The sequence below is a fragment of the Fundidesulfovibrio magnetotacticus genome (assembly GCF_013019105.1).
Taxonomy (GTDB): Bacteria; Desulfobacterota; Desulfovibrionia; order Desulfovibrionales; family Desulfovibrionaceae; genus Fundidesulfovibrio; species Fundidesulfovibrio magnetotacticus.
The window spans coordinates 23,536-47,334 of the sequence record NZ_BLTE01000021.1 but is presented as its reverse complement, the minus strand read 5'-3'; the positions used below and the strand labels follow the sequence as shown (position 1 = coordinate 47,334).

Genomic DNA, 23,799 nt, shown 5'->3' with positions numbered 1-23,799 from the left:
CCCCCCGTCAACCTTGACAGAGCAGCCTCCCTGCCCCACAACCCGCCCATGAAAGCCCTGCTCTACCGACGCTCCATCCCGCGCTACCTGCTTTCGGCCTTTTTCAGCGCCGTCCAGCGCCGCCGCTTCCACCATCTGGTCACCCCCCTGGCCCTGGAGGAGGTGGCGTTCAAGCCCGCACGCCCCGGCTGGTCCACCCTGCGCACCCGGCTGTGCGGCATCTGCGGCTCCGACGTGAACCTGCTCAAGGGCGCGGAGTCCATGCTCCTGGAGCCCTACGCCTCCCTGCCCATGGTCCTCGGGCACGAAATCCTCGCCGACGTGGAGGCCGCGCCCTCGGGCAACGGCCCCGCGCCCGGCGTTCGCGTGGTGGTGGAACCCGTCCTGGACTGCTCGGTCCGCGAGCTGCCCCCCTGCCCCGCCTGCGCCCGGGGCGACTACAACCTCTGCGAACGCTTCCTCGACGGCGCGCTCCCCCCGGGCTCCGTGCTGGGCTTCAACGCCGCCGCATCCGGCGGCATGGCCCCGCTCACCGCCGCGCACCCCGGCAAGCTCCTCCCCGTGCCCGAAAACGTCTCCGACGAGGACGCCATCCTTACCGACTCCATGGCCTCCGCCATGCAGCCCGTGCTGGAAAACTTCCCCGAGCCCGGGCAGTCCGTGCTCGTGATCGGCGCGGGCATCCTGGGGCAGCACACCGTGCGCTGCCTGCGCGCACTGGGCTTCGCCGGGCGCATCGTCCTGGCCGCGCGCCACCCCTTCCAGGCCGACCTGGGCCGCCAGGGCGGCGCGGACGAGATCCTGCGCAAGGCCACCCGGCAGGAGTTGGCCCGCGCCTTCCAGGGGCGCTTCCTCCCCACCACCATGGGCGGCGGCAACATCGAAGGCGGCGTGGACGTGGTCTTCGACTGCGTGGCCTCCCCGCGCACCCTCGAGGACTCCCTGGTGACACTGCGCGCGCGCGGCCGCTACGTGATGATCGGCACGGCCGGGACCCTCAAAAACACGGATTTCTCCAGCCTCTGGTTCCGACAGCTCACCGTCACGGGCACGGCGATGTACGCCACGGCCCCCTGGAACGGCGAGCGTGTGCGCACCTACCAGCTCTGCCTGGACCTGCTCGCCTCCGGCAGCTACCCCACCGCCGGACTCTTCTCCGGAGCATACCCTCTCGCGGAGTGGAAGAAAGCCTTCCAGGCCGCGTTCGACAAGTCCGGCTCCGGCTCCATGAAGCTGGCCTTCGCCCCCAGGATCTGAACAGGGTCGCGACGCCGCTTCAGCCTACGACCACGGACCGGGCAACTGTTGGCGGAAGCGCCCGACGCCATAAGGGCGGTGGGGCGGCGGCGAGGGGAGGTGCGGTCGAAGGAAGAGCCCCCCGCGTCCGGAGAGGGCGCCGGGTCTTTTTCCCGGGGCCGCGACGCGAAAGGCCCCCGGCGCGAGTCCGGGGGCCTTCGTATAAAAGCTTGATCCGCCTGGTCTATTCGGGGGGAAAGATGGTGGCGGTCTGGTCGGAATAGTAGTTGGCTTCGGGGTCGGAGAGTCCGCGTCCGTTGGGGTCGAAGATGGCGTGTTTGGCCTTGCCCCATTTCTGCATGCGGAATTTCCAGGCGGTGCCCAGGCAGCCCAGGCCGTAGATGCAGGAGCGCTTGAAGTTGATGGAGCTGGCCTCGTCGAAGTATTTGGTGGGGCAGCTCACTTCGCCCACTTTGAAGCCGAAGTAGATGGACTGGGCGAGCATCTGGTTATCGAAGACGAAGTCGTCGGAGTTTTCCCAGAGGGGGAGCTTCTCCAGCACTTCGCGGGTGAAGGCGCGGTAGCCGGTGTGGTATTCCGAAAGCTTCGCGCCCATGAGCAGGTTCTGGGCGAGGGTGAGGAAACGGTTGGAGACGTATTTGTATCCGGGCATGCCGCCGGCCAGGGCCGTGCCGCCCAGGATGCGCGAGGCGATGACCACGTCGTAGAGGCCCGAGGTGGCCAGGTTGGCCATGGCGGGGATGATGAGCGGGGTGTACTGGTAGTCCGGGTGGACCATGATCACCACGTCGGCGCCCAGCTTGAGGGCTTCGGAATAGCAGGTCTTCTGGTTGCGGCCGTAGCCCCAGTTGCGCTCGTGCAGGAAGCAGCGGATGCCCAGCTTGCGCGCGTGCTCGATGGTGTTGTCGCGGCTGGCGTCGTCCACGAGAATGACGTCGTCCACGATATCGCGAGGCACCTCGGCCAAGGTGCGCTCCAGGGTGGTGGCGGCATTGTAGGCCGGCATGACCACCACCACTTTTTTGCCGTTCATCATCGGGGGGTTCCTCCGAAAGAGATCGATGGCGGATGATACGAAACGGCGGATTAATCCTCAAACCCCCGGGGCTGTCAAGCCCGAATTGCGGCGTGCTTGTTTTTCCGGCGCAATGCGGTTAGAGACGCCGCGTCACACCATGCACACCAACGACACCACCTCCCTCGCCGCCTGCCGGGACTGGGCCTTTTGGGCCATCCTGATCCTGGGGGCGTTTCTCATCTTTAAAGGACTCGGCGACCGCCCGCTCTGGCAGGACGAGGCCGAAACGGCCACGCTGGCCCGCAACGTGCTTGCCACGGGGCTGCCGATGGTCACCGACGGCGTGAACGTGGTCTCCCAGGAGGAGCGCCGCGAGTTCGGTCCGGACATGATCTGGCGCTGGTCGCCCTGGCTGCAGATCTACATGTCTGCGGCCGGTCAGCTCATCGCCCCGCGCGACGCCTTCTGGGCAAGGTTTTTCTTCGCCCTCACGGGGCTGGCGTGCATCGCCGCCACCTACCTGCTGGTGGCACGCCGCTTCGGAGACCTTGCCTGGGCCAGGCTTTCGGCGCTGCTGCTGGCGCTGAACGTGCCTTTCCTGCTGTTCGCGCGCCAGGGGCGTTATTATTCGGCGGGGGGGCTGGTCTTCCTGGCCATCCTCTGGGGCTTCCTGGGCGACTGGAAGCGGCGCTGGCCGCCCCTGCTGACCATCGCCCTGGGGCTTGGCGTTTTGTTCCACGCCAACTACCTGCTGCTGCTCTCCCTGGCCCCGCCGCTTCTGGGCGCGGCCCTGCTGCTCTACCGCGAAAGGACCAGCCTGGCGCGCACGGGGCTGGTGATCGCCCTGTCGTGCACGCTCATCGTGCCGGGCATCCTGCTCTACCGCATGGGACGCCAGTCCACGCTTTTCAACATCATGCTCGTGCCCGAGAACCTGATGCTCTATTTCTCGGACTGGGTGATGTTCATGCTGCCCCTGCCCGTTCTGGCCTGGCTGGGCTGGCGCTGGCGCGGCTTCTTCCTGGGCCGGGGCGGCCCAGACGAACCCGGGGAGCGCTTCTGCCTTTTCATGGCCCTGGTGATGATGGGCAGCTTCGTGATCCTGGCCTTGTTCCCCCAGCGCTTCCACCGCTACATCGTGCATTTCTACCCGGCCTGCGCCATCCTGTTGGCCTGGGCCGGGCTCAGGCTCTGGCGCTTCTCCAGGCCGTCGGGGGCTTTGTTCCTGATCCTGGTGGGGCTCACCAACTGGCTGAACCTGCTGCCCATGGAGCGCCTGAAGATCGTGAACCGCCCATGGGAGAACGACCTGACCATGCTCACCAGCGTCAACGTGCCCCTGAAGCTGCACCTGACGGAGCTCTTCAACGGCTACCCCGCCGACGTGAACCAGGCCCTCATCGACTTCTTCCTGGCCAACGCCAGGCCCGGCCAGACCATCCTGGCCGAATATTCCGACATGGTGCTCCAGTTCCACACGCCCTTCCGGGTGATCGGCGGCCTGCAAGGCCCCATCAACCCGGCCGAGAAGCCCGACTGGGTGAGCGTGCGCCGCGCCGTGCGCGTGAACCGCGACGGCCAGGTCTTCGCGCCAAGGGAGTTCGTCACGCGGGGACTCGATCTGGCGCGCGACTACGAGCGCATCGAGCTGAACCGCCCCGACGAAACCTTCGGCAACCGCGCCGACCCCTATTTCCATTATTTCGTGCCCGCAGGTCCGCCCCAGGCCCCGCTGGTGGTCTACAAGCGCAAGGAGACGGCCCGTGCGGATTGATCCCGAGCGCCTGGTGAAGCTGGGGCTTTTCGCCTGCCTGGCACTGACCTTCCACAAGGGCTTCATGAAGCTCCCGGAGGTCTACCCCGCGCTGGAACCTGAGCGCTTCTACCGGGGCCAGGTGAACGACGGCGAGAACGTGGCCATCATGAAAGAGCGCCACTTCGACATCAACTACCACACCGGCAAGGCCATCGAGCTTCGGCTCGAGGAAATGCGCGAACGCGGCGAAGAGCCCGCCGACGACGAACTGGTCACGCGCGAGCGCGCCGAGCTGGCCCTGCTCAAGGCCCTGACCAAGGACGTGCGCAACGCCGACTACGTGCTTCTGGCCGAGGAGAAGCTCGCCCGCGCCAGGCTGCGCGAAGCGGCGCGCTGGCGTCTCACGTGGTCTGGCGAACCCGCTCCAGACCCTGTCTCCGAAGCCTCTGGCGAGGCCCGGGTCCGCTCCGGGTCCGGCGGCTTCTACGGGGGGGCGGTCGGCGTGGCGCCCACGCTGCCGCCCGCTCCCGGCACGGCCCCCCTCGAAACGCGGTTCCGGGACGCAGCGCGGGGAGGCAACGCGCCGTGAACGTGAAGAAGCCCCTGATCGCCCTGGGCTGCCTGCTGGCCGTCTGCATTGCCGGGTTCGCCCTGTTCAACGCCTGGTTCTACCCGCCCCACGGCCTGGAGCGCCTTGCGCGCGAACAGTCCGCCGAAGCCTGGGACATCGCGGCGCGCGGTTTCTGCGCCTCCTCGGGCCTCACCTTCGAGCGGGTCGACTTCATCAAGCAGCGCGCCCCTTCCACGGGCGGCGAGGCCTACGTGTGGGGCGTCGCCCGCTGCCGCACGGCCGACGGCCGCCAGCGCCTGGCCTGGATTTATCTGGAATGGTCCACCAAGCGCGACCTCTGGATGCGCGGCTACACCACCGTGCTGGCCGACTCTGACGACGAAATCTACTACACGCCCACGTTCCCGGGGCAATACGGCCGCGCGGCCACGGCGCTCGGGAAGATCATGCGGGAAAACGCCCGGCACGTACGCGAATACCTCATGGGTTCCGCCACGTAGCACGAAGGGTTGCGGCGTCTTCCTATCTGGTGTAGAGGCCCGTTCCAAAATGGCGCTCGTATGCCGTCCGCACGCCCGCGGGCTCACCACACTCCAAGGATAACCAGCCGATGAAATTGCACGACCGCTGCCAGAAAGTCACCGGAATGATCCGCGTCATCCGCGATGCGGGGATCTACCCCTACTTCCGCCCCATCAGCCGCTCCTGGGGCACGGAAGTGGAGTGCGCCGGCAAACGCCTCGTGATGATCGGCTCCAACGACTACCTCGGCCTCTCCCACGACGCCCGCGTCAAGGAGGCCTCCGCCCAGGCCATCTACCGCATGGGCACCGGCCCCGGCGGCTCGCGCTTCCTCTCGGGCAACATGGTGCTCCACCAGACCCTGGAGGAGCGCCTGGCGGCCTTCGTGGGCAAGAAGCGCGCCGTGCTTCACGTGACGGGCTTCTCCACCAACCTGGGCGCCCTGGGCTGCCTGCTCACCCCCAGCGACTACGTGCTCTGCGACCGCGAGAACCACGCCTCCATCTTCGCGGGCCTGGGCGGCACCAAGCGCATGGGCACCTTTGCCCACAACGACGCCCCCTCCGCAGCGCGCAAGATCGCCTCCGAAATGGGCAAGCCCGATTTCGACGGCCAGGTGCTCCTGATCACCGAGGGCATCTTCTCCATGTCCGGCGACGTGGCCGTCATGGACGAACTGGCCGAACTCAAGAAGCAGTATCCCGACATGCTGCTCTACCTCGACGACGCCCACGGCCTGGGCGTGCTGGGCGCCAACGGGCGCGGCACGGCCGAACACTTCGGCGTCACCGAACAGACCGACTTCATCATGGGCACGTTCTCCAAGGCCTTCGCCTCCATCGGTGGGTTCGTGGCCTCGGACCACACGGACGTGCTCGACTACATCCAGCACCAGTCGCGCACGCAGATCTTCTCCGCCGCGCTGCCCGCGGCCTGCACCACCGCCGCGCTCACCTGCATCGACATCCTCGAGGCCGAGCCCGAACGCGTGGAGCGCCTGCGCGCCAACACCCGCCGGATGCGCCAGGGCTACAAGGACATCGGCCTGCGATTCTCGGAGTCCATCGCGCCCATCATCCCCATCACCATCGGGTCGGACGAGAAGGCCTTCATGTTCGCCCAGGAACTTTTCGAACGGGGCATCTTCGCCCTGCCCGCCATCTACCCCGCCGTGCCGCGCGGACAGGCGCTCATCCGCACGGCCTGCATGTCCACCCATGAAGACCGCCAGATGGACTTCGTGCTGGAGGTCATGGACGAGATGGCCCGCAAATACCGCATCCGCATCCAGGACCAGGACGGGGACCAGCCCGAGGGCGAGGGCGCCCAGGCATCCTCCACCATCCCTGGAGCGCGTTCCAGCCAGTCGCTGCTGTAACCCGGCGGCAGGAACGCAAGTCTAGCAGGGAAGGGACACGGCCCAGCACGGAGACGCATGACCAACAAGACCACACTCCACAGCCTCAGGGCGGCGGGTTTTCTACCTCCCGACAGGGGAACCCGCTTCCTGCGCTTCATGGACCTCATCCGCATCAGCCTGCGGGAGGTGATGCGCAAGAGGCGGCGCTACATCGGCGTCATGGCGTCCATCGCCCTGGGCACGGCCGGTTTCATCACCATCGTGACCATGGGCCGCGACCTCAAGGCCAACTTCAACAACGACCTCGACCTCCTCGGCGGCGCGACCATCATCGCCGCACACTTCGACCCCCAGATGTACGACCGCCAGGAGTGGTTCCGCACCCACACCATCGAGGCCGTGGAAGCCATCCCGGGGGTCAAGGACGTCACGGGCATCCGCACGCGCGCCGGAGTCACCACCACCTACCAGGAGAAAGTCTACGGCTTCAACCTGCACGGGGTGGACGTGAACTACTGGTCGCTCTTCTCCTTCACGCCCCGGCTGGGCAGGCTCTTCACGCCCGAAGACATCGCCCATGGCAGCAAGGTCTGCGTGCTCGGCCAGGATCTGGCCAAGACCATCTTCGGCAGCCCCGAGGCGTCCCTCGGGCAGTACCTGAACATGGACAACAACCTCTACCAGGTGGTGGGCATCATCGGCGGCGTACGCGCGGCCGACAAGACCCTCATGGCCTTCGTCCCCGTGACAACCGCCAAGGCCCGCATCCAGGACATCTCGCAGATCTCCAGCCTCTACGTGCGCTGCAACACCTGGGACGACGTGGCCCCCGTGGCCGACGCCCTGGGCAGGATCATCAAGGCCAACCAGACCGACAAGGGCCTGCGCGTCCAGGTGGGCTGGGAGCCCCTCAAGCAGGTGCAGCGCATGTTCTGGTGGGTGAGCCTGTTCATCTACGCCTCCATCGGGGCCACCCTGGTGCTGGGCGGCTTCGGCATCTGGAACATCATGATGGCCGCCGTGACGGCCCGCACCCGCGAGATCGGACTGAAGAAGGCCATGGGCGCGGAAGATTCCGACATCCTCTGGCAGTTCCTCTTCGAGGCGCTCTCGGTCACGTTCGGCTCGGCCATGCTGGGCGTGCTCCTGGGCCGCTTCGGCATCGAATACATGAGCCGCATGCTCGGTTCGCGGCCGCCCGAGGGCCTCTTCGCGCTGTGCCTCGCGGCCGGCCTGGCCTTCGCCGCCGTGCTGGGAGTGGGCGCGGGACTCTATCCCTCCATCCGCGCAAGCCGGATGCAGGTCGTGGACGCCATGCGCTATGAATAGCCGCCACAACGAAATCGTCATCGACATCCAGCACCTCACCAAGGTGTACAACACCGGCGTGGAAGCCATCCCGGTGCTCAAGGACATCAACCTCGAGGTGCGCCGGGGCGAGATGGTGGCCATCATGGGCCCCTCGGGCTCGGGCAAGTCCACCCTGCTCTTCATCCTGGGCATCTTCCAGCCGCCCACCGACGGCGTGTACAAGGTGGCCGGCGTGAACGTGCTCACGCTGGACCGCGCCGCACAGGCTATCTTCCGCCGCGAAAAAATGGGCTTCGTGTTCCAAAGCTGCGACCTGCTCGAAAACTCCACCGTCTACGAGAATTTGGAGTTGCCCCTGATCTACACCGGGGTTAAACGCAGCGTACGGGAAGACATGATCATGGAAGCCCTGAAGCTGGTGAACCTGGAGCACCGCGTGCGCCAGCCATCCAACCGCCTCTCCGGCGGCGAACGCCAGCGCGTGTCAATTGCCAGAGCCCTGGTGAACGAGCCGGAATTCATCCTCGCCGACGAACCCACGGGACAGCTCGACAAGGACAACTCCGCGCGCGTCATGGACTACTTCGTGAAGATCACCGAGGAAGCACGGGTGGCCATGGTCATCGTCACCCACGATGCGGGAACGGCCGAACGCTGCTCCCGCAGAAGCCTTTTGTCCGACGGAATGCTCAAGCCCTATTAAGCAAAGGGGATCCACAATGCGTCTTGCCAGACGGCCGAATTTTCGACTCACCGCCCTGTGCCTCGCGGCGCTCATCATGCTTTTCGCCGCGCCCGCGCTGGCCGCCAAGGACAAAAGCAACTCGGCCGAGAAGCCCGACAAGATACGCTCCTACGAGACCCTCCCCACCGCTCCGCCCGCGCCGGATAAACCCGTGCAGCCCATGGACGCGGGTCAGGCCCAACAGCCCGGCGACGCCAAGCATGCGAAGCAGGCCCAGCCGGCCGTCCCCGCCAAGCCCGCGGCGCAAACTCAAGCGCAGCCGCCGGCGCAGGCCCAGGCCAAAAGCGGTCTCCCCGGCAGCGAGCCTCTGCCTTCCGGCGCCATGCCCGCCAACGGCGAGCGGCCCATGTCCACCTCCATCAAGCAGCCCGCCGACTTCCACGAATGCGTGCGCGTGGCCCTGGTGCAGTCCCCCCTGCTGGTGCGCTCGGCCCTGGAGATCGAAACCAAGCGCCTGGACGTGCAGGACGCCTGGTCCACGTTCGTGCCCACGGTCTCCATCAACACCACCTACTGGTTCCGCATGCCCACCAAGATCGACGGAACCCAGGACAAACCCTACACCATCAGCTTCTCCACCGGCCAGTGGAACCCCGTGCTCTCCACCTTCGAGGTCCAGGCCCGCAACGAGATGGCCAACATCGCCGTGCTGGGCCACCTGAAAGTGATTTCGGCCGGGCTCGTTCGCCTGGCCACCGACTTCATTCAGCTCGAGGCCGTGGAATCGCAGCGCGCTGTCTCCAAGGACCGCCTGGAGCTGGCCCAGAAGAACCTCACCTTCTACAAAACCAGGCTCGGCATCGGGCAGGCCACCCAGCTTGAGATAAAGCTCGCGGAGACGCGCATCGACATCGCCAAGGCCGAACTCGAACAGATCGAATCCATCCGCAACTCGGTTATGGACGACATCAAGTTCATCCTGGGCGTGCCCTTCACCAACAAGCTCGAACTCGACGTGGCCGCCGCCCGCAAGCAGATCATGGGCGCCTTCACCATCGCCGACGTCACCGACGAGAAGATCCGCGCCAACTCCTTCGACCTGCGCATGGCCGAATACGAACGCCGCCTGCAGAAGAAGAACATCGGCCTTTCCTACGTGAAGCTCCTGCCGTCCTTCGGCTTCACCTTCCAGACCGTGGACTCCCTGAACAGCTCCACCACCTACAAGAACGAAGGCTTCCCCTTCTACCCCGGCATCAACATCTCCATGCCCCTTGACTACTGGACCAAGGGACGCGAAATCTCGCGCCAGTACAAGAAGCTCGAGCAGACCAACGCCCAGAACAAGGCCAAGGAATTCGAACTGATCGTCAGCGTTCAGAAGGCTCTCTCGGACTACCAGACCGCCGCCTCCGAACTGCGCATGTCCACGGCCACCGTGGAGTTCCACCGCCTCAGGGACGAGCAGAGCGAATACCAGTTTAAGAGCGGACAGACCGACTTCGACAAGCTCGTGGATTCCCGCTCGCTGCTCTACGACAACAAGCAGAAGATGCTCCTGGCTCAGTCCAAGCGCGACATCGCCCTGCTCACGCTCATGGGCCTCTCCGGCGACCTGCGCCAGAAATACGTCGACATCGAATCCTGGGAGAAATAACCCGATGACCCTGCGCAACCTCCTCCTGGCTCTGGCCTTCCTGGCCGCGACGGCCTTGCCCGTCCGCGCCCAACAGCCCGCCGCTCCCGCTGCGCCCCCTGCGGCTCCCCAGGCGGCCGACCCATCGCCCATGGCCAGCGAAATCATCTTTTCGGGCAAGCTCTACAGCCCCTTGAAGCTCTCCGTGCAGCTGCCCTTCACGTCCCAGATCGCCACCATGCCCACGCAGATCGGCCAGAAGGTGAAAAAGAACGACGTCCTGGCCACCTTCGAGATCCCCATGGAAACGCGCATGGCCGAGAAGCGAAACCTCAACCTCGCCCAGGTCAAGGAGGTGGAGCACCTGCTCTCCGCCGCCAACCGCGACCTGGAAAAGTTCCGCGTCAAGCGCAAGGAACTGGAGATGATGGAGAAGCAAAACCTCGCCACATCCCAGGCCCTGGCCCAGAACGCCCTGGAGATCGATGCCGTCGAGAAACAGCGCGTGGCCCTCACCGAGCGCCTCAATCTCGAAAAGGACATGGCCCAGCAGCGCCTCGAACTGGCCCGCGACCGCTTCGGCCCCAAGGCCAACTTCGGCAGCCTCCCCAACGAGGGCATCGTCAAGGCCCCCGTCGACGGCTACGTGCTCTGGATCAACCCGGAACTGCGCCAGGGCGTCAAGCTCTCCCGCGACACCGAACTCTTCCAGGTAGGCCTGCTCGATCCCATCCTCATCCGCGCCCAGGTTCACGAGATCGAGGCCCTGCGCCTGAAGCTGGGCGACAAAGCCAAGGTCACCTTCGACTCCCTCCCCGGCAAGACCCTGGAGGCCAGCATCAGCCGCATCCCCTGGGCTCCCCTGCCCACCGCGCTGCACCAGCCCTCCTACTATGAAATCGAACTGACCCTGCCCAACCCGGACTTTTCCCTCAAGGAAGGCCTCAAGGCGCAGGTGTCCATCACCCCCAAGAAGTGACCATGGCCGCGCACATCGTCCCCGTGTCCACCCCCCAGGACATGGAGGACTTCCTCCAGCTGCCCTTCGCCATCTACGAGGGGGACCCGCACTGGGTCCCCCCCGTTCTTTCGCACCTTCGCGACTTCCTCGACCCCAAGAAAGGTCCCTTTTTCGAGGTGGGACAGGCGCAGTACTTCCTGGCCAAGGACGGCTCTCGCACCCTTGGCAGGCTCTCCGCGCATCTGAATTTCGCCTACGAAAAGCACCACGACCCCCACACCGGTTTCTTCGGCTTCTTCGAGTGCATCGACGACAAGCCCACCGCCCACGCCCTCTTCGAGACCGCCGCCCAGTGGGTGCGCGAGCGCGGCAAAACGCGCCTGCACGGTCCCCTCTCCTTCGGCATCTACGACGAGGTGGGCCTGCTCGTGGAGGGCTACCATCAGCGCCCCGTGATGTTCCACAGCTACAACCATCCCTACTACGAACAGCTCGTGGAAAGCTGGGGCTTCACCAAGACCTTCGACTGGTACGGCTACATCATCGACCACCTCGTCCAGCCCGTGGAGCAGCTCATCGAGCGCCGCGACGCCCTGCTCAAGGCCGCCGGGCTCATCATCACCCAGGGCAAGCCCAGCGAATTCATCGCCCGCGCCCCCGAGGTGCTGGAGATGTTCAACACCCTCTGGAGCAAGAACTGGGGCCATGTGCCCCTCACGGAGCGCCAGTTCAACGACGCCTTCATGCAGCTCAAGCCCATCCTGCGCCCGGAGCTGGTGAGCTTCATCGAGGAGAACGGCGAGATGCTCGCCTTCTGCATCGTGGCCCCGGACATCAACCACACCCTGCACAAGACTAGGGGCAAGCTGGGCCTCTGGGGCATGCTGCGTCTGCTCTGGGACTGCCGCGTCGCCCCGCTGGTCTCCTCGCGCGCAATCATCATGGGCGTGAAAAAGTCCCACCAGTGGCGCAAGCTCCACCACGCCTTGATCCTCAACGTGATGATCACCCTCTCGCGCTGGCTCAAGTACAACAACCACTGCGACTGCTCGCTCATCCCCGAGTCGCTGGTGAAGTGGAACAAGACCCTGCAGATGTTCGGCGGCCGGCGTTGGCGGACCTTCCGCCTCTATGACCGCGCCGTCTGAGCAGGGCCCGAAGCGCCCGGCCGAACCCTGGGACTGGCCCCTGGCGGCGCTTCTGTCCCTGGCCGTGTTCTGGGCCGCCCACGGACACGGCTTCGCCAACCCCTACGCCGTAAACGACGACCTGCGCCAGCAGGTCTACTGGATGCAGCGTTTCCAGGACCCAGGTCTCTACCCGCCGGACCTCCTGGGTGACTACGCCCGGGCCTACGTGACTCTGGGCGTCGAGGCGGTCTACCGCATCGCCTCTTTCTTCGTCGACCCGCTCATGGCCTCCAAACGCCTCACGGGGGGGCTCTTCGTGCTGGAGGCCTTGTACCTCTTCGCCCTGGGCCTGCGCCTGGGGGGACGCGCAACGGCCTGGGCCGCCGCGGCCATGACATGGCTCATGCCTTTCTTCCTGGACAACATCTCAGGGGCCCTTGCCCGGGGCTACGCCAGCCCGCTGCTGGCGCTCTTCGTCCTGGCGACGTTGCACGGCCGCAGACAGTTCGCGGCGCTCACGCTCCTGGGCCTGTTCATCCCCTACATCTGCCTGCCCTGCGCCGCCGGGCTCTTCGCGCAACGCGCGGCCTGGAGCCTGCGCCACAAGCGCCTGGACGAAAGCTTCGCCTCGTGGAGGGGCTGGCTGGGCTGGGCAGTTCCGGCGGGGCTCACCCTGGCAAACGCCCTCAAACCCCAGGGCGGGGGCTTCGGGCCGCTGGTCTGGCTCTCCGAGACGGCCGGACGCCCAGAATTCGGCCCCCAGGGACGCCTGGACCTGGCCCCGCTGCCCAATCCCTTCCTGGATTTCGTCTACTTTCCATTCGAGGGCGTGGGGCTTTTCAAGGAACTCGGGCTGGCCGCGGGCATCGTCACCCTTGCCCTGCTGGCCCCGGCGCTCTGGTTCGGGGCCAGGGCCGCGGACTGGCGGTTGCTCGGACGCGCTCTCAAACCCCTGGCCTGGACCGGCGGGGCTTTCCTGGTGTTCTACGCGGCAGCGCGCCTCCTGGCCTTCAAGCTCTTCGTGCCCGACCGCTACGTGCAGTACCCCCTGAACCTGCTCTACGCCCTGCTCCTGGCGTGGTGCCTGGCCGGGGCCGTCTCGCGCCGTGGTCTTTCGCGCACGGCCTGCGCCGGTCTCGTGCTGGCGGCGTGCCTGGGCGGCGGCGTCCGGCTCAAGGGGGTGGCCCTCTACGACTACTCGGCCCAGGCCCCTCTCTACGCCGCCATCGAGGCCGCCACGCCCAAGAGCGCCCTGCTTGCGGGGCTGCCGGACCTCATGGACAACGTGATGACCTTCTCCCGGCGCAACGCCCTGGTCACCTTCGAACTGGCCCACCCCTGGAGCAGGGGCTACTGGGAGCGCTTCCGCCCGCGGCTGGAGGCCGTGCTCAAGGCGTACTACGCCCAGGACCCCGCCGACGTGCGCGCCCTGGCCCGCGACTGGGGCGTGGACTTCCTGGTGGTCAATGAAGCCCATTTCACTCCGGAGTTCCTCTCCGGCAGGCCCGTGTTCGAGCCTTTCGGGGCCATCGTGCGCGAATCCGTGCGCGGCCGCACGGCCTTCGCCCTGCTGAACCCGGCCCTCTTTCCGCGCATCCCCCTGGCCCCCGGGGCTTTCCTGGTGGACGTGCGCCCCGCCGGGCGGGGTTGAGGGAACAGTGCAACTCGTGTAAGAAAAAGACCATCCATGCCCAACAGATCGCTCTCCATCATCATTCCGCTTTTCAACGAGGAAGATAACGTACTGCCGTTGCACGCACGGCTCCTCCCCGTGTTGCACGCCATGGGCCACGTCTACGAGATCATTCTGGTGGACGACGGCTCAACCGACGCCACGGCCCAGCGACTCCACGAAATCGCCCAGGCCGACTCCCGCGTGCGCGTCATCCACCTGCGGCGCAACTTCGGCCAGACCGCTGCCATGATGGCGGGCATCGACGCCGCCACCGGTGACATCCTCATCCCCATGGACGGCGACCTCCAGAACGACCCCGGCGACATTCCCAAGCTTCTGGCCAAGCTCGACGAGGGCTACGACGTGGTCTCCGGCTGGCGCAAGGACCGCCAGGACCACCCTCTGAAGCGCAATTTCCCCAGCCGCGTGGCCAACTTCCTCATCTCGCGCATCTCGGGCGTGCACCTGCACGACTACGGCTGCTCCCTCAAGGCTTACCGCAAGGAGATCATCAAGGGCGTGAAGCTCTACGGCGAGATGCACCGCTTCATCCCCATCTACGCCTGCTGGCAGGGGGCCAAGGTCACCGAGGTGGGCGTCACCCACCACCCAAGGGTGCACGGGGTCTCCAAGTACGGCATCGAACGCACCGTCAAGGTGATCCTCGACCTCATCGTTGTGAAGTTCCTGGACAAGTTTGCCCAGAAGCCCATGTACCTTTTCGGCGGATTCGGGTTGGTCTCACTGGGCGTTTCCTTCCTGATGTTCCTGGCCATGCTCTACCTGAAGCTCTTCGGCAGCAAGAGTTTCATCGAGACGCCGCTCCCCCTGGCCGTGGTGCTCTTCTTCCTCATGGGGTTCATGTCCATCTTCATGGGCCTCATCTCGGAGATTCTCATGCGAACGTACCACGAGTCACAAAACAAGCCGACCTACATCGTGGACAGGACGCAGAACTGTCCCGGCGGGGAATGACGCGCCGTGTGCGGCATCTGCGGTTTCGCCGGGCCCGGAACCCCGGAGCAGCTGGCGGCGATGAACGCCCGCTTGGCCCACAGAGGGCCCGACGGGCACGGCGTCCACCACCATCCCGACCAGGGCGTGCATCTGGCGCACCGACGCCTCGCCATCGTGGACCTGAGCGACGGCGCGCAACCCATGCTCTCGGCCGCGGGCGACCTGGCCGTCACCTTCAACGGCGAAATCTACAATCACCTGGAGTTGCGCCGCGAGCTGGAGGCCAAGGGTCACCGCTTCCGCACCCACCACAGCGACACCGAGACCATCCTGCACGGCTGGCGCGAGTGGGGGCCGGGCCTCCAGGAACGCATGAGCGGCATGTGGGCCTTCGTGCTCCACGACGCCCGCAAGCGCCTGCTCTTCGCCAGCCGCGACCGCTTCGGCAAGAAGCCCCTCTACTACCACCTGCGCCCGGGATTCTTCGCCTTCGCCTCGGAGCTTTCGGCCCTGGCCGCACACCCCGGCGTGCCCACGTCGCCCTCCCTGCCGGCCCTGCGCAAGTACTTCGCCCACGGCTTCATCCCGGCCCCCAACAGCCTCCTGGAGGGCGTGCACAAGCTTCCCGGCGGCTACTGCCTCACCGTGGACCTGGACGACTTCTCCTCCCGCCTCCAACGCTGGTGGGCCTTCACCGTGGAGCCCGACGAGGACCTGGCCCGACGCCCCGAGGCCGAACTGGCCGAGGCCCTGCGCGAGGCCCTGGACCGCGCCGTGTCGCGCAGGCTCATGAGCGACGTGCCCCTGGGCGTGTTCCTCTCCGGCGGCGTGGACTCCACCTCCGTCACGGCCCTGGCCGCCCGGCGCGTGCAGGACCTGCACACCTTCTCCGTGGGCTTCGAGGAGGCCTCCTTCGACGAGTCCCTGCACAGCCGCAACGCCGCCAGCCGCTACGGCACGCGCCACCTCCAGCACACCCTGAGCCTCTCCCAGGCCCTGAGCCTCCTGCCCGATCTGGCCTCCCGCCTGGACGAACCCCTGGGCGACAGCTCCATCCTGCCCACCTACCTGCTCTGCCGCGAGACGCGCCCCCACGTCACCGTGGCGCTGGGCGGGGACGGGGCGGACGAACTCTTCGCGGGCTACGAGACCTTCAAGGCCCTGCGCGCCGCCGAGCGCTTCCACGCCCTCTGCCCCAGGCCCGTGCACCGGGCGCTCACGGCCATGGCCGCACGCCTGCCCGTGAGCCACGGCTACATGACCCTGGGCTTCAAAGCCCTGCGCTTCTTCACGGGAATCGAACACCCCATGCGCCTGTGGAACCCCGTGTGGATGGGGCCTGCCGGGCCGGACCTGCTGGCCGAACTCTTCCAGGCCCCCGCGGACCCCGAGGAGGTCTATTCCGAGGCCATCGCCGCCTGGGACGAGACCGGCCCCAAGGACTTCACGGACAAGACCCTAGAGTTCTACACCCGTTTCTACCTCCAGGACGCTATCCTGGCCAAGGTGGACCGCGCCAGCATGCTCAACTCGCTGGAGGTGCGCGCCCCCTACCTGGACCCCGAGGTGGCCGACCTGGCCCGGCGCATCCCGCACCGGCTCAAGTTCCGCCACGGCCGTGGCAAGCACATCCTGCGCAAGGCCCTGGAGCCCCTGGTGCCCCGCTGGGTGCTGGCGCGGCGCAAGCAGGGCTTCGCGGCGCCCCTGGGCAAGTGGTTCCACGAGGGCAGGCTCACCCTGGAGGGCTGTTCCTTCCCGGCGGGCGTTTCGCCCGAAGCGGCCATGGCCCTGGAGCGCGAACACCGCGAAGGCCGCGCCGACCGCCGCCTGGCCCTGTGGTGTCTGTGGGCGCTGGGCCACTGGCGCAACGAAGGCCCCGCGTGATCTGGTCGAACCTGGAATACGTGACCCTTCGCCTGATCCGGCGCTTCCTCTTCTCCGGCCAGGCCCTGGACCGCCTGGGTGGCTGGATGCCCTACTGGCGCGTGAACCAGGGGCGCCTGGACCCCTCGCCCATCGTGGACGCCTACGAACGCCTGGCTCTCAGGGCGGGCATCGCGACCGACGGATGCCGCGTGGTGGAGCTGGGCTGCGGCGCGGCCAACGGAACGGGCCACGAGTGGACGGCCCGCTTCGGCGGGTCCTGGACCGGCGTGGAGCCCTTCGCCCTTTTCGACGCCGCCTTGGACGCCACGCTCCAGGCCCAGGCGCGCGCCCGCCACCCCTACGGCCTTTCAGGAAACGTGGGCCGCGTGCGCGACCTCGCCCTGTTGCCGGACGCTGGCGCGGACCTCATCGTCTCCAACTCGGTGCTCGAGCACCTGCGCCGTCCGCCGGAGGTGTTCCGCCACTGCTTCAGGGTGCTCGCGCCCGGCGGGGCCATGCTGCACAGGGTGGACTACCGCGACCACTTCTTCAAATATCCCTTCCACTTCCTCACGTTCTCCCAGAGCGTCTGGGACAACCTTCTGGACCCCGGCGACCTGCCGCGCCACCGCCTGGACGACCACCTGGCCGCCCTCTCCCGCGCGGGCTTCGAGGCCCACGTCCTGGAGCGCGAGACCGACCACCGCGCCTTGCGCGCCGTGGCCCCCTTCCTGGCCCCGCCCTTCGACGGACGCAACCCCGACATGCTGGCCACCACCACGGCGGTGATCGCCTGCCGCAAGCCCCACTGATGCGCCTGCTCCTGGTGAACTACGAATACCCGCCCCTGGGCGGGGGCGCGGGCAACGCCACGGCCAACATCGCCCGCGAGATGACCCTCCTGGGCGCGCGGGTGATGGTGCTCACCTCGGCCTTCAGGGGCCTGCCCCGGCACGAGACCGTGCAGGTCCCCGGCGGCGCGAGCTTCGAGATCGCGCGCATCCCCACCGTGCGACGCCACGCGGACCGCTGCGCGGCCTGGGAGATGGCCGCCTTCATGGCCTCCTCCTGCCTGACGCTGCCCCTGGCGGCCCGCGCCTTCCGGCCCGACGGCGCGGTGGCCTTCTTCGGCATCCCCGGCGGCCCGTCGGCGTGGATCCTCAAGGCCCTGGCGGGCACGCCCTACGTGGTCTCCCTGCGCGGCGGCGACGTGCCCGGCTTCCAGCCCTACGACCTGGCCGCCATGCACCGCCTCACGGGGCCGCTCATCCGCTTCCTGTGGCGGCGCGCCCTGGCCGTGGTTCCCAACAGCCGGGGTCTGGCCGCCCTGGCCCGCGCCTTCGAGCCCGGCCTGGCTTATCCCGTGATCCCCAACGGCGTGGACCCCGAGCGTTACGCCCCCCGCCAGGGCGCGCGCGAGCCCGGCCCCATGCGCCTGTTCTTCCACGGCCGCGTGGTGCGCCAGAAGGGGCTGGACGTGCTGGTCCAGGCCCTTGCCCAGCTCCCCCGGGGGCTGGCGTGGGAGCTCTCCATCGCCGGGGACGGGCCCGCGCGGCCCGGGCTGGAATCGCAGCTGCGCGCCCTGGGCCTGGCGGACCGGGTGCGTTTCCTGGGCTGGATGGACCGCGCCGACATCGCCCTGGCCCTGCGCCGGGCCGACCTCTTCGTCTTCCCCTCGCGCGACGAGGGCATGCCCAACGCCGTGCTGGAAGCCATGGCCTCGGGCCTGCCGGTGCTGGCCACGGCCATCTCGGGCAACGAGGACCTGGCGCTTCCCGGGCGCACCGGGCTAACGGTCCCGCCGGAAGACGCCGGAGCCCTGGCCGGGGCGCTCGCCCGGCTCCTGGCCGATCCGCCACTGCTGGAAGCCATGGGCCGCGAGGCCCGCGCACTGGTGCTGGAGCACTACTCCTGGCGCAGCGTGGCAGAGCGCTACCTCGCGCTCTTCGGAGACCGGCCGTGTGCGGCATAGCGGGCATCGTCGCGCCCGAGGGTTCCCGGGCGGACCGCGACATCCTGGAGGCCATGGCCCGCGCCCAGGCCCATCGAGGCCCCGACGGCCAGGGCCTCTTCCTGGAGGGCCGCGCGGGCCTGGCCCACCGCCGCCTGGCCATCATCGACCTGGCCACCGGCGACCAGCCCATGACCACGGCCTGCGGCCGGGCCACCATCGTCTTCAACGGCGAGATCTACAACCACCTGGAACTGCGCGCGCGCCTGGAGGCCCGGGGCAGGCGCTTCGCCACCCGCTCGGACACCGAGGCCATCCTCCAGGCCTGGATGGAGTACGGCCCCGCCTGCGTGGAGCACCTGCGCGGCATGTTCGCCTTCGCCGTCTGGGACCGCGACGCCCGCACCCTCTTCGCCGCGCGCGACCGCCTGGGCAAGAAGCCCTTCCATTACGCCCTGGCGGACGGGGCCTTCCTCTTCGCCTCGGAGATCGGCGCGCTCACGCTCCATCCGGGCGTCTCGCGCGAACCGGACCTGGAGGCCCTGGGCCTCTACCTCTCGCTGCAGTACGTGCCCGACCCGCGCACGGCCCTGCGCGCCGTGCGCACGCTGCCCCCGGCCCACACGCTCCTCTGGCGCGGCGGCGCTCCGCGCGTGGCCCGCTACTGGAGCCTGGAGTTCGCGCCCAAGCGCCGGGCGCCCGAGCAGGAGCTTCTGGAGGAGCTGCGCGGGCTTGCCGAAGAGGCCACGCGCATCCGGCTCATGAGCGAGGTGCCCCTGGGCGCGCACCTTTCGGGGGGCATCGACTCGAGCATCGTCACGGCCCTCATGGCCCGCGCCATGTCCGGACCCGTGAAGACCTTCTCCATCGGCTTCGAGGAGGAGGCCTTCTCCGAGCTGCCCAAGGCCCGCGCCGTGGCCCGACGCTGGGGCACGGAGCACCGGGAGTTCACCGTGCGCTACGGCCACGTGCCCGCCGTGCTGGATGAGATCGTGGCCCACGCGGGCCAGCCCTTCGCGGACCCTTCGGCCCTGCCCATGTGGTTTCTCGCGCGCGAGACGCGCGCCCACGTCACCGTGGCGCTCAATGGAGACGGCGGCGACGAGCTCTTCGCCGGCTACCAGCGCTACTGGCTGGACCCCCTGGCCGCACTCTGGAGCGCCCTGCCCGCCGCCCTCACCCAGCGCCTGACTCCCTGGCTGGCCCGCCGCCTGCCCCAGCCCGGCGACGTGCCCATCGAACGCGACCGCGTGGCGGCCCTCAAGCGCCTGGCCCAGGTGGCGGCCCTTTCCCCCAAGGCCAGCATCGTGCGCTGGGGCTCCTACTTCACCCCCCAGGACGCCGCACGCCTCTGGCGGCCTGGGCTTGCGCCGCACGCCGACCCCGTGGCCCTGCTGGCGCGGCGCTTCGACAACGCCCGCGCCGTCACCTTCCTGGACCGCACCCTGGCGGCGGACCTCTCCTGCTACCTGCCCGGCTGCCTGCTCGTGAAGGCCGACCGCATGGCCATGGCCCACGGCCTGGAGGGGCGCTCCCCGCTTCTGGACCAGGAGCTGGCCCAGTGGGCGGCCCGGCTGCCCGACGGGCTCAGGATGCGCGGACGCACGGGCAAGTGGCTCCTGCGCCGGGCCTTCGCGGACCTTCTGCCCCCCGAGGTGACGGCCCAAGGCAAGCAGGGCTTCGGCGTGCCCGTGGGCAGGTGGTTCCGGGAGGGGCTGGCGGGTTGGAGCCGGGAGCTGCTGCTGGGCGGGCGCGCCGTGGCGCGCTACCTGCGCCCCGAGGCCGTGCGGACGCTCCTGGACGAGCACGCGCGCGGGCGCGCCGACCACGGCAAGCGCCTCTGGGCCTTGGCGGCCCTGGAGCTCTGGCTGTCGCGCCACGCCTCGGTCTGAAGATTCACGCGGCCAAAGGGCGCGGCTAGCCGCGCGTCAGGCAGGCCAGGGCGCGCACGGCGGCCTCGCGGTGGCCGCTCCAGGCCGCGTCGCAGGCGGCGTCCAGGGCCGGGCGGACCGCCTCCGTCTCCGGCGGCACGGGCAGCTCCGGCAGGCCCAGGGCGTCGAAATCCACGGGCTTGAAGGCCATGTCCTCATCGATCTTGCAGACGTTCTCCCCGGTGAAGCCCCCGGCCACGGCCTCGCGCCCGGCGCTGACCGGGTCCAGGGACTTGGCGTAAGCCAGCACCGTGGAGGGGGTCTGGCAGGTGTTCACCTTGTCCACTTCGGCGTTGATGGCCTCGGCCATGCGCTTGAGCGAGGCGTGGTTGGGCAGGAGGATCTTCTTGGCCGGGTTGCGCGGGTCCTGGCCGTAGCCGCCCTCCATGTAATCCCGGGTGGCCAGGCGCATGGCCTCGTAGGCGTAGCGCACGGCCTTTTCGTAGCGCCCGCGCGCGGTGAGGGCCAGGGGGAAGCGGTAGCGGCAGGGATCTCCCGCCCCGGCGGCCAGGGCGGGGAGTTCGCAGGCTCGCAGGCCCGCCGCCTCGCAGAAGGCGCGGGACACCCCCGCGTCGGCCAGCAGGGCGAAGAAGCTGCCCCAGCGGCGCAGGGCCTTGCCCCCCAGGTCGCGCACCTGGAGCGCCAGACGCGTGAAGGCCTCCTGGCGGACTTCCAGCTCCTTGCGGCGCGCGAAGAAGCTCTCGGCCATCTCCGTCATGGTTTCGGCATAAAACTCGTCGAAGAAGTTCTGGTGCGGGCCCATGGCTCTCCCGGCCGCGCTCCCGGCGCGGCGCTTTGACTTATCGTAACCGTTTCTTCACGGGCATTCCACCATTCCGCGACGCTTCGGCCGCGAAAGCGGATACCTCATGCGGCATGCATACCGTCATGAAGGAGCTGCCCCCGCCCTCGGTACAGGCCCTGCGCCAGCGCCCGGCGAGCGCCGAGCAGCGCCGCACCCTGGCCCTGTTGCACAGCCCCCACCGGGAGCGGGCGCTGGAACTCCTGCGCCACGGACACTCCGTGAGCCTGATGCTCTTCGAGATCCAGGACTTCACCGTCTTCACCAAAATCTACGGCCTGGACGCCGCCGAGACCCTGGCCCGCGCCGCCGAGAAGGCCCTGCGCGAGCTGGCCGACCAGTCCTTCCCGGGCATGCCCTTCACCCTGCTGGACCGCCTGGACGCCGACCGCTTCCTCCTGGCCGTGGGCTGCGACCGCGAGGAGGCCCAGGCCCTGCCGCGCACGGCCTCCATCCTGCGCCTGGGCCTGCGCTCGCGGCTCAAACAGGCCTCCCTGGACCTCACCGGCCAGGAGGCCGAGGTGGCCCTCGGCGTGGGTCGCCTGCCCTCCGGACTCAAGCGGAACCTGGAGAACGCCGTGCACTCCGCCGTGGGCGACGCCCAGCGCATGGCCCGCGGCGGCCTGGACGCCTCCGGGGCCATGCTGCTCACCGAGTTCCGGGCCATCCTGGAAGAGGACTCCGTGCGCTCGCTCTACCAGCCCATCGTGGACCTGCGCGGCGGCGACATCTTCGCCTGGGAGGCCCTCTCGCGCGGCCCCGCCGGGAGCCCCTTCGAACAGCCCTCCATGCTCTTCGGCTTCGCGGAGGAGAACGGCCTGGTCTTCCCCCTGGAGCGCGCCTGCCGCCGCGCGGCCCTGGCCGGGTTCGGCCCCCGCGCCGGGGGGCGCAAGCTCTTCCTGAACGTGCACCCGCGCACCCTGGTGGACCCCTCCTTCAACCCCGGGGAGACCATCCGTCTCCTGGACGAGCTGGGCCTGGCCCCCCATGACGTGGTGCTGGAGATCACCGAACGCCACTCCACCAAGGACTTCTCCCTCTTCCACCGCACCCTGGACCACTACCGGGGAGAGGGCTACAAGGTGGCCGTGGACGACGTGGGCACGGGCTACTCCGGGCTGTGGTCCATCGCGGAGATCCGCCCGGACTTCATCAAACTGGACATGTCGCTCATCCGGGGCATCGACGCCAACCCCGTGAAGCGCGCGCTCATCGAGACGTTCCTCACCTTCTCGGACAAGGTGGGCTGCAAGATCGTGGCAGAGGGCATCGAGACGGCTTCGGAGCTCTCCAGCCTGGTCTCCATGGGCGTGCACTACGGCCAGGGCTACTTCCTGGCCCGCCCGGCCAGCCCCAGGCCCGAGGCCGGACGCGAGGCCCTGGCCCTGATCCAGGAGCGCAGGCGGCGCGGCGCGGGCGACCTGAAGTGTTCGAGCCCCATCGGCCTGCTGGTGGAGGAGGCCCCGAGCTTCCCGGCCGAAACCCGCGTGTCGGACCTCAAACGGCACTTCGACCAGCATCCCCTCACCGTCTCGGCCGCCGTGGTCTCGGGCAGGCGGCCCGTGGGCCTGGTGACGCGCCACCTCCTGGACCGGATGCTCTCCACCCAGTACGGCCAGGCCCTCTATTCCAACCGCCCCGTGAGCCGCATCATGGACGGCCAGCCCCTTACCGTGGACTGGCACACCCCCGTTGAACTGGTGGCCCAGGCCGCCATGACCCGCGAGGGCGCCAAGGTCTACGACCACGTGGTGGTCACGCGAGACGGCAAGCTTTCCGGCCTGGCCTCGGTGCAGAAGATCCTGGACGCCCTGGCCCAGGTGCAGATGGAGATGGCCAAGGGCGCAAGCCCCCTCACCGGGTTGCCCGGCAACGTGGCCATCGAGCGCGAGCTGGAAACCCGCGTGGCCGGCGAGCGCCCAGTGAGCTTCGTCTACGCCGACCTGGACCACTTCAAGGCCTACAACGACGCCTACGGCTTCAAGGCGGGCGACGAGGTGATCCTGCTCACGGCGCGCATTCTCTCCTGGGCCTTGCGCCGCCACGGCGAGCCCGGCGACTTCATCGGCCACGTGGGGGGCGACGACTTCGTGCTGTGCACCACCCCGGAGCGCGCCGAACGCGTCTGCCGCGCCGTGGTCCGCTGCTTCGGCAGGTTGGCCCCGCGCTGCTACGGCGAGGCCCACCGCCTGGCCGGGGGCGTGCCCGGGCGCGACCGCGAGGGCCGCGAGGGCATCATCCCCCTGGTCAGCGTTTCCCTGGCCGTGGTGGACTGCCTGGGGCGCTGCACGCCCGAGGCCGTGTCCCAGCGCGCGGCGGAGATGAAGAAGTACGCCAAGACCCAAGAGGGCAACGTGTGGGTGCGCGACCGGCGCGGCCCCCTGAGCCCCTGCTCGCCGGAGCGGTGAAA

The 23,799-nt window shown here is 68.3% G+C and carries 19 protein-coding genes; 17 read left to right on the top strand and 2 right to left on the bottom strand.

Going from position 1 to position 23,799, the window contains the following annotated elements:
- Positions 1-48 precede the first annotated feature (48 nt).
- Positions 49-1,257, top strand: a complete 1,209-nt coding sequence (locus NNJEOMEG_RS18140) for a zinc-dependent alcohol dehydrogenase (protein ID WP_173086883.1) — start codon at positions 49-51, stop codon at positions 1,255-1,257.
- Positions 1,258-1,480: 223 nt separating this feature from the next.
- Here the strand turns inward: NNJEOMEG_RS18140 and NNJEOMEG_RS18135 are convergent, their stop codons facing one another.
- A complete protein-coding gene (locus NNJEOMEG_RS18135; protein WP_173086882.1) occupies positions 1,481-2,293 on the bottom strand; it encodes a glycosyltransferase family 2 protein in 813 nt (270 codons plus the stop codon).
- Positions 2,294-2,432: 139 nt separating this feature from the next.
- Between NNJEOMEG_RS18135 and NNJEOMEG_RS18130 the strand changes: the two genes are divergently transcribed.
- The 15 genes from NNJEOMEG_RS18130 to asnB (NNJEOMEG_RS18060) all read left to right on the top strand — a co-directional run bounded on the left by NNJEOMEG_RS18130 (position 2,433) and on the right by asnB (NNJEOMEG_RS18060) (position 20,548).
- Positions 2,433-4,049, top strand: coding sequence for a glycosyltransferase family protein (locus NNJEOMEG_RS18130; RefSeq protein ID WP_173086881.1), 1,617 nt, complete (start codon positions 2,433-2,435; stop codon positions 4,047-4,049).
- A complete protein-coding gene (locus NNJEOMEG_RS18125; RefSeq protein WP_173086880.1) occupies positions 4,039-4,620 on the top strand; it encodes a hypothetical protein in 582 nt (193 codons plus the stop codon). The genes NNJEOMEG_RS18130 and NNJEOMEG_RS18125 overlap by 11 nt, the downstream gene beginning before the upstream one ends.
- The gene (locus tag NNJEOMEG_RS18120) at positions 4,617-5,102 is read left to right on the top strand and encodes a hypothetical protein (RefSeq protein ID WP_173086879.1); all 486 of its coding nucleotides are present in this window, start codon (positions 4,617-4,619) and stop codon (positions 5,100-5,102) included. Before NNJEOMEG_RS18125 ends, NNJEOMEG_RS18120 begins: the two co-directional genes overlap by 4 nt.
- A 110-nt stretch (positions 5,103-5,212) precedes the next feature.
- Positions 5,213-6,502, top strand: a complete 1,290-nt coding sequence (locus tag NNJEOMEG_RS18115) for an aminotransferase class I/II-fold pyridoxal phosphate-dependent enzyme (protein ID WP_173086878.1) — start codon at positions 5,213-5,215, stop codon at positions 6,500-6,502.
- Positions 6,503-6,559: 57 nt separating this feature from the next.
- A complete protein-coding gene (locus tag NNJEOMEG_RS18110; RefSeq protein WP_173086877.1) occupies positions 6,560-7,813 on the top strand; it encodes an ABC transporter permease in 1,254 nt (417 codons plus the stop codon).
- Positions 7,806-8,498 (top strand): ABC transporter ATP-binding protein, encoded by a 693-nt coding sequence (locus NNJEOMEG_RS18105; protein WP_173086876.1) that lies wholly within the window; start codon positions 7,806-7,808, stop codon positions 8,496-8,498. The genes NNJEOMEG_RS18110 and NNJEOMEG_RS18105 overlap by 8 nt, the downstream gene beginning before the upstream one ends.
- A gap of 16 nt (positions 8,499-8,514) precedes the next feature.
- Complete coding sequence (locus NNJEOMEG_RS18100; protein ID WP_173086875.1) at positions 8,515-10,137, top strand: TolC family protein; 1,623 nt, start codon at positions 8,515-8,517, stop codon at positions 10,135-10,137.
- A gap of 4 nt (positions 10,138-10,141) precedes the next feature.
- Positions 10,142-11,095 carry an efflux RND transporter periplasmic adaptor subunit gene (locus NNJEOMEG_RS18095; protein ID WP_173086874.1) on the top strand — a complete coding sequence of 318 codons (954 nt, stop codon included), beginning with the start codon at positions 10,142-10,144 and terminating at the stop codon, positions 11,093-11,095.
- A gap of 2 nt (positions 11,096-11,097) precedes the next feature.
- Positions 11,098-12,225: a hypothetical protein gene (locus NNJEOMEG_RS18090; protein WP_173086873.1), complete on the top strand. Its 1,128-nt coding sequence runs from the start codon at positions 11,098-11,100 to the stop codon at positions 12,223-12,225.
- The gene (locus NNJEOMEG_RS18085; protein WP_235957027.1) at positions 12,209-13,858 is read left to right on the top strand and encodes a hypothetical protein; all 1,650 of its coding nucleotides are present in this window, start codon (positions 12,209-12,211) and stop codon (positions 13,856-13,858) included. The genes NNJEOMEG_RS18090 and NNJEOMEG_RS18085 overlap by 17 nt, the downstream gene beginning before the upstream one ends.
- A gap of 36 nt (positions 13,859-13,894) precedes the next feature.
- Complete coding sequence (locus NNJEOMEG_RS18080; protein WP_173086872.1) at positions 13,895-14,857, top strand: glycosyltransferase family 2 protein; 963 nt, start codon at positions 13,895-13,897, stop codon at positions 14,855-14,857.
- Positions 14,858-14,863: 6 nt separating this feature from the next.
- Positions 14,864-16,723: an asparagine synthase (glutamine-hydrolyzing) gene (asnB, locus tag NNJEOMEG_RS18075; RefSeq protein ID WP_173086871.1), complete on the top strand. Its 1,860-nt coding sequence runs from the start codon at positions 14,864-14,866 to the stop codon at positions 16,721-16,723.
- Complete coding sequence (locus tag NNJEOMEG_RS18070; protein WP_173086870.1) at positions 16,720-17,517, top strand: class I SAM-dependent methyltransferase; 798 nt, start codon at positions 16,720-16,722, stop codon at positions 17,515-17,517. The genes asnB (NNJEOMEG_RS18075) and NNJEOMEG_RS18070 overlap by 4 nt, the downstream gene beginning before the upstream one ends.
- The gene (locus NNJEOMEG_RS18065; RefSeq protein WP_173086869.1) at positions 17,517-18,677 is read left to right on the top strand and encodes a glycosyltransferase family 4 protein; all 1,161 of its coding nucleotides are present in this window, start codon (positions 17,517-17,519) and stop codon (positions 18,675-18,677) included. Before NNJEOMEG_RS18070 ends, NNJEOMEG_RS18065 begins: the two co-directional genes overlap by 1 nt.
- Positions 18,665-20,548 carry an asparagine synthase (glutamine-hydrolyzing) gene (asnB, locus tag NNJEOMEG_RS18060; protein WP_173086868.1) on the top strand — a complete coding sequence of 628 codons (1,884 nt, stop codon included), beginning with the start codon at positions 18,665-18,667 and terminating at the stop codon, positions 20,546-20,548. The genes NNJEOMEG_RS18065 and asnB (NNJEOMEG_RS18060) overlap by 13 nt, the downstream gene beginning before the upstream one ends.
- A gap of 25 nt (positions 20,549-20,573) precedes the next feature.
- On the opposite strand, the gene NNJEOMEG_RS18055 is transcribed toward asnB (NNJEOMEG_RS18060), so the two are convergent.
- The gene (locus tag NNJEOMEG_RS18055; RefSeq protein ID WP_173086867.1) at positions 20,574-21,350 is read right to left on the bottom strand and encodes a hypothetical protein; all 777 of its coding nucleotides are present in this window, start codon (positions 21,348-21,350) and stop codon (positions 20,574-20,576) included.
- 113 nt (positions 21,351-21,463) lie between these two features.
- Here NNJEOMEG_RS18055 and NNJEOMEG_RS18050 point away from each other — a divergent pair, with 113 nt between their 5' ends.
- Entirely contained in the window at positions 21,464-23,797 is a 2,334-nt protein-coding gene (locus NNJEOMEG_RS18050; RefSeq protein WP_173086866.1) for a GGDEF domain-containing protein, read from the top strand.
- The last annotated feature ends 2 nt before the right edge of the window (positions 23,798-23,799 follow it).

What these genes read in the sequence shown, in the direction of transcription:
- NNJEOMEG_RS18130 (WP_173086881.1), top strand. Translation starts at nt 2,433, where the DNA reads ATGCACACCAACGACACCACCTCCCTCGCCGCCTGCCGGGACTGGGCC.
- NNJEOMEG_RS18080 (WP_173086872.1), top strand. Translation starts at nt 13,895, where the DNA reads ATGCCCAACAGATCGCTCTCCATCATCATTCCGCTTTTCAACGAGGAA.
- NNJEOMEG_RS18090 (WP_173086873.1), top strand. Translation starts at nt 11,098, where the DNA reads ATGGCCGCGCACATCGTCCCCGTGTCCACCCCCCAGGACATGGAGGAC.
- NNJEOMEG_RS18135 (WP_173086882.1), bottom strand. Translation starts at nt 2,293, where the DNA reads ATGATGAACGGCAAAAAAGTGGTGGTGGTCATGCCGGCCTACAATGCC.
- NNJEOMEG_RS18100 (WP_173086875.1), top strand. Translation starts at nt 8,515, where the DNA reads ATGCGTCTTGCCAGACGGCCGAATTTTCGACTCACCGCCCTGTGCCTC.
- NNJEOMEG_RS18065 (WP_173086869.1), top strand. Translation starts at nt 17,517, where the DNA reads ATGCGCCTGCTCCTGGTGAACTACGAATACCCGCCCCTGGGCGGGGGC.
- NNJEOMEG_RS18055 (WP_173086867.1), bottom strand. Translation starts at nt 21,350, where the DNA reads ATGGGCCCGCACCAGAACTTCTTCGACGAGTTTTATGCCGAAACCATG.
- NNJEOMEG_RS18140 (WP_173086883.1), top strand. Translation starts at nt 49, where the DNA reads ATGAAAGCCCTGCTCTACCGACGCTCCATCCCGCGCTACCTGCTTTCG.
- NNJEOMEG_RS18050 (WP_173086866.1), top strand. Translation starts at nt 21,464, where the DNA reads ATGCATACCGTCATGAAGGAGCTGCCCCCGCCCTCGGTACAGGCCCTG.
- NNJEOMEG_RS18095 (WP_173086874.1), top strand. Translation starts at nt 10,142, where the DNA reads ATGACCCTGCGCAACCTCCTCCTGGCTCTGGCCTTCCTGGCCGCGACG.
- NNJEOMEG_RS18105 (WP_173086876.1), top strand. Translation starts at nt 7,806, where the DNA reads ATGAATAGCCGCCACAACGAAATCGTCATCGACATCCAGCACCTCACC.
- NNJEOMEG_RS18115 (WP_173086878.1), top strand. Translation starts at nt 5,213, where the DNA reads ATGAAATTGCACGACCGCTGCCAGAAAGTCACCGGAATGATCCGCGTC.
- NNJEOMEG_RS18085 (WP_235957027.1), top strand. Translation starts at nt 12,209, where the DNA reads ATGACCGCGCCGTCTGAGCAGGGCCCGAAGCGCCCGGCCGAACCCTGG.
- NNJEOMEG_RS18110 (WP_173086877.1), top strand. Translation starts at nt 6,560, where the DNA reads ATGACCAACAAGACCACACTCCACAGCCTCAGGGCGGCGGGTTTTCTA.